Below are 3413 nucleotides of genomic sequence, written 5' to 3'. Positions count from 1 at the left end.
CGGGTGCTGCCGATCGCCCAGGCATCGCGGTAGCCGTAGCTGGTGCCGGTCTTCCACGCTACCCGCGGGCGCGTCCCGACGTCGAAGGTGCCGACGCCGTAGCCCGGACGCGGATTGGCCTCGAGCATCTCGCGCACGATCCAGGCCGCGCCGGGCGACATCAGGCGCCGTTCGATGCGCTTGTCGGTTGCGCTGTAGAGCACGTGGCCGGCGATGCCGTCGCGGTTGAGCGCGGCAAAGGCGCCGACCAGTTCCTCCAGCTTGGCGCCGGTGCCGCCGAGGATCAGCGCCAAGTTGGGCGTGCTGCCGCGCGGGAACTTCAGGCCGATGCCGGCGTTGCTCAGGCGCGCGGCAAAGCGCGCCGGGCCGACTCGGTCGAGCAGGTCCACCGCCGGCACGTTGAGCGACAAACGCAGGGCGCTGGCGGCGCCGATCGGGCCGTTGAAGGCTTCGTCGAAATTGCCGGGGCGGTAGTCGCCGAAACTCTGCGGCGCGTCGACCAGCAGGCTCTCAGAATGGATCAGGCCATCGTCCAGGGCCATGCCGTACAGGAACGGCTTGAGCGTGGAGCCGGGCGAACGCCAGGCCTGCACCATGTCCACGTCGCCGAGCCGGCGGCGGTCGCCGAACTGCACCGAGCCGATGTAGGCACGCGCCTGCAGGTCGCGGTTGTCCACCACCAGCAAGGCCGCGGAAGTGCGCTCGGGCAGTTGCGAGAAGTAGGCGCTGACCCGGTCCTCCAGCGTGCGCTGCAGGTCGGCGTCGAGGGTGGAGACGATGTGCGCGGCGTGCGGGCGCTGCTGGCGCAGGCGCTCGGCCAGCAGCGCGGCGTGCAGCGGCGTCTGCAGCGAGCGCGCCACCACCGGTTCGATGCGCGCGTCGTCGACCTGCGCGCGCGGCCACACGCGCAGCGCGACCATGCGTTCGAGCACCTTGTCGCGCGCCGCGCGCGCCGCCTCCGGATGCCGGTCTGGCCGCAACCGGCTTGGTGCCTGCGGCAGTACCGCCAGCAGCGCCGCCTCGGCCTGCGACAGGCGTGCGGCCGGCTTGCCCAGGTAGGCCCAGCTCGCCGCCTCCACGCCTTCGATGGTGCCGCCGTAGGGCGCGCGTTCAAGGTACAGCTGCAGGATCTGCCGCTTGCTCAGGTGCGCTTCCAGCTGCAGCGCACGCAGCGCCTGCTGGGCCTTGCCCCACGGCGTGCGCGTACTGACCTCGGGCGGCATCAGGATGCGCGCCACCTGCATGGTCAGGGTGGAACCACCGGAGACGATGTGGCGCGAAAACACCCACTGCTTGGCCGCGCGCAGCAGCGCCCAGGGATTGACCCCGGGATGCCACCAGAACCAGCGGTCCTCGTAGTTCAGCAGCGCCTGCAGATACAGCGGCGAGACGCTGTCCGGCGTGGCCGGATAACGCCAGACGCCGTTGCTGTCGGCGAAAGCACGCAGCGGGGTGCCGTCGGCGGCCACCACCAGGGTCGAGGTGTCACGCGACTTCGGCAGCGGCAGCGGGAACGCCAGGTCCAGCAACAGCAAGGTCGACAGCAGCGCCACCGTGCCCCAGCGCAGCCACGGCAGCAGGCGCGTCCAGCGCCGGGGGCGCCGCGCGGCGTGCGGGGCGGCGGTGTCGTCCAGTGGCATGCGTGCTCCCGATGGAAGCGGCCATTTTGCCTGTTGCGGTGGCGACGCGGCGAGCGGGATATCCCTGCCCGTTCGGCATCGCCGACGATGGGTGCCCAACTGCTCCGGGGCACCAGCAACAATGCGCGCCTTCTGCCACTACGCCAGCGGCAGGCGCAGCGTCGCCACGCTGCCAGGCGCATCGGTGCGGGCCTCCAGGCGCAGGCTGCCGCCCTGTGCTTCCAGGATCTGCCGCGACAGCACCAGGCCGATGCCCGAACCGCCGGGCTTGGTGGTGAAGAACGGCACGAACAGATTGTCGCTGGGCGGCAGGCCGGCACCGCCGTCGCACACCTCGATCGACACGCTGGCGCCGTCGGCACTCGCGCGCAGCGTCACCGGCGCGCTGCCGCCGGCTTCCAGCGCGTTGCGCAGCAGGTTGATCAGCACCTGTTCGAGCTGGTCGGCGTCGGCGCACGCATGCAGCGACGGCGCGACCTCGACCTGCACTCGTGCATCGTCCAACAGCCGCTGCACGCGCGCGCACAGTGGCACCAGCGCCACTGGCGCCGGGACCGGCGCGGGCAGCCTGGCCAACCGCGCGTAGCCGCCCAGGAAGCGCTGCAGCGCCGCGCTGCGCTGTTCGATCACGCCCAGCCCGTTGTGCAGATCGGCCTGCAGCTCGGCGTCGAGCGCCTGCGGCGCGGCCGCCAGCAGGCGCGCGAGCGTGTCGGCGATCGAGGCGATCGGCGTCAGCGAGTTGTTGATCTCGTGACTGAGCACGCGCAGCAGGCGGCGGAAGGCCTGCGCCTCCTCCTCGCGCAGCGCGCGCTCCATCGGCTGTACCAGCAGCAGGCGCCCGGCCTGGCTGCGGCTGCGCAAGGCGGCGTGACCGATCTGCCAGCGCCCCTGCTGCCCGGCGAACGCATGCGCCTGGATGCTGCCCGACGGCACGTCGAACAGGCCGGCCAGTCCCAACGCCTGCGCGGATTGCCCGATCGCCTGCGGGGCGGCGACGCCGAGCAGGCGCTCGCCGGCCGGATTGACCAGGCGCAGGCGCTGGTCCTGTTCGAACGCGAACACCGCCCCGTCCAGCGCCGCCAGGGTCTTGCTCAGCAGTTGCAGGCTTTCGTGCGAATCGCGCTGTTCGTCCTGCAGGCGCTGCGCCAGGGCGTTGAACCGCACCAGCAGGCCGTCGGCATCGCGCGCGTCCTGCGCCGCACGCACGCTGTAGTCGCCCTCGCGCAGCGCGTCCAGCAGGCGACCGAGGGTGCGCAGGCGCTGCCCGGCATCGCGCTGCTGCCAGCGCCAGAGCGCCATGGTCAGCACCAGCACGCACAGCAGCAGCACGATCGCCTCGGGCAGCCGCGGCGCGCCGGCGACGAGCACCAGCACCAAGGCCAGCAAGGCCGGCGCCACCAGCCACAGCGGCCGGAAGCGCTGTCGCTCAGCCGGCGTCATCGCTGCGCAGCCCGTGCTTGCCCAGGCGCCGGTACAGGCTCTGCCGGGTGATGCCGAGCTGGTCGGCGGTGCGCTGCAGATTGCCCTGGTGCTGCGCCAGCGCCTGCTTCAGCAGCAGCGCCTCGGCTTCTTCCAGGGTGAGTTGCGTCGACAGTGCCGGCACGGCATTCGTCGCCGGCTGCAGGCGCAGGTCGTCGCTGCCCAGGGTACTGCCGTCGGCCAGCAGCGCCGCACGCTCCATCGCATGCGCCAGTTCGCGCACATTGCCGGGCCAGGCGTAACCGAGCAGGGCGCGCTCGGCGTCGCGCGCCAGCGTCGGCAGCGGCCGCCGGT

Annotated in this window: 3 protein-coding genes; all 3 read right to left on the bottom strand. The window is 72.3% G+C overall.

The window, feature by feature from the left end:
* On the bottom strand, positions 1 to 1640 hold a 1640-nt coding region (pbpC, locus tag D588_RS24930), incomplete at its 3' end, for a penicillin-binding protein 1C (protein WP_017916515.1).
* Positions 1641 to 1778: 138 nt separating this feature from the next.
* The gene (locus D588_RS28235) at positions 1779 to 2267 is read right to left on the bottom strand and encodes an ATP-binding protein (protein WP_198526773.1); all 489 of its coding nucleotides are present in this window, start codon (positions 2265 to 2267) and stop codon (positions 1779 to 1781) included.
* Between the two features lie 799 nt (positions 2268 to 3066).
* A partial coding sequence (locus D588_RS24925) for a helix-turn-helix domain-containing protein (protein WP_043085124.1) occupies positions 3067 to 3413 on the bottom strand: 347 nt, incomplete at its 5' end.

This window comes from Xanthomonas sp. SHU 308, from assembly GCF_000364645.1.
In the GTDB taxonomy this organism is placed as follows: domain Bacteria; phylum Pseudomonadota; class Gammaproteobacteria; order Xanthomonadales; family Xanthomonadaceae; genus Xanthomonas_A; species Xanthomonas_A sontii.
This window is presented reverse-complemented; position numbering and strand designations above follow the sequence as displayed.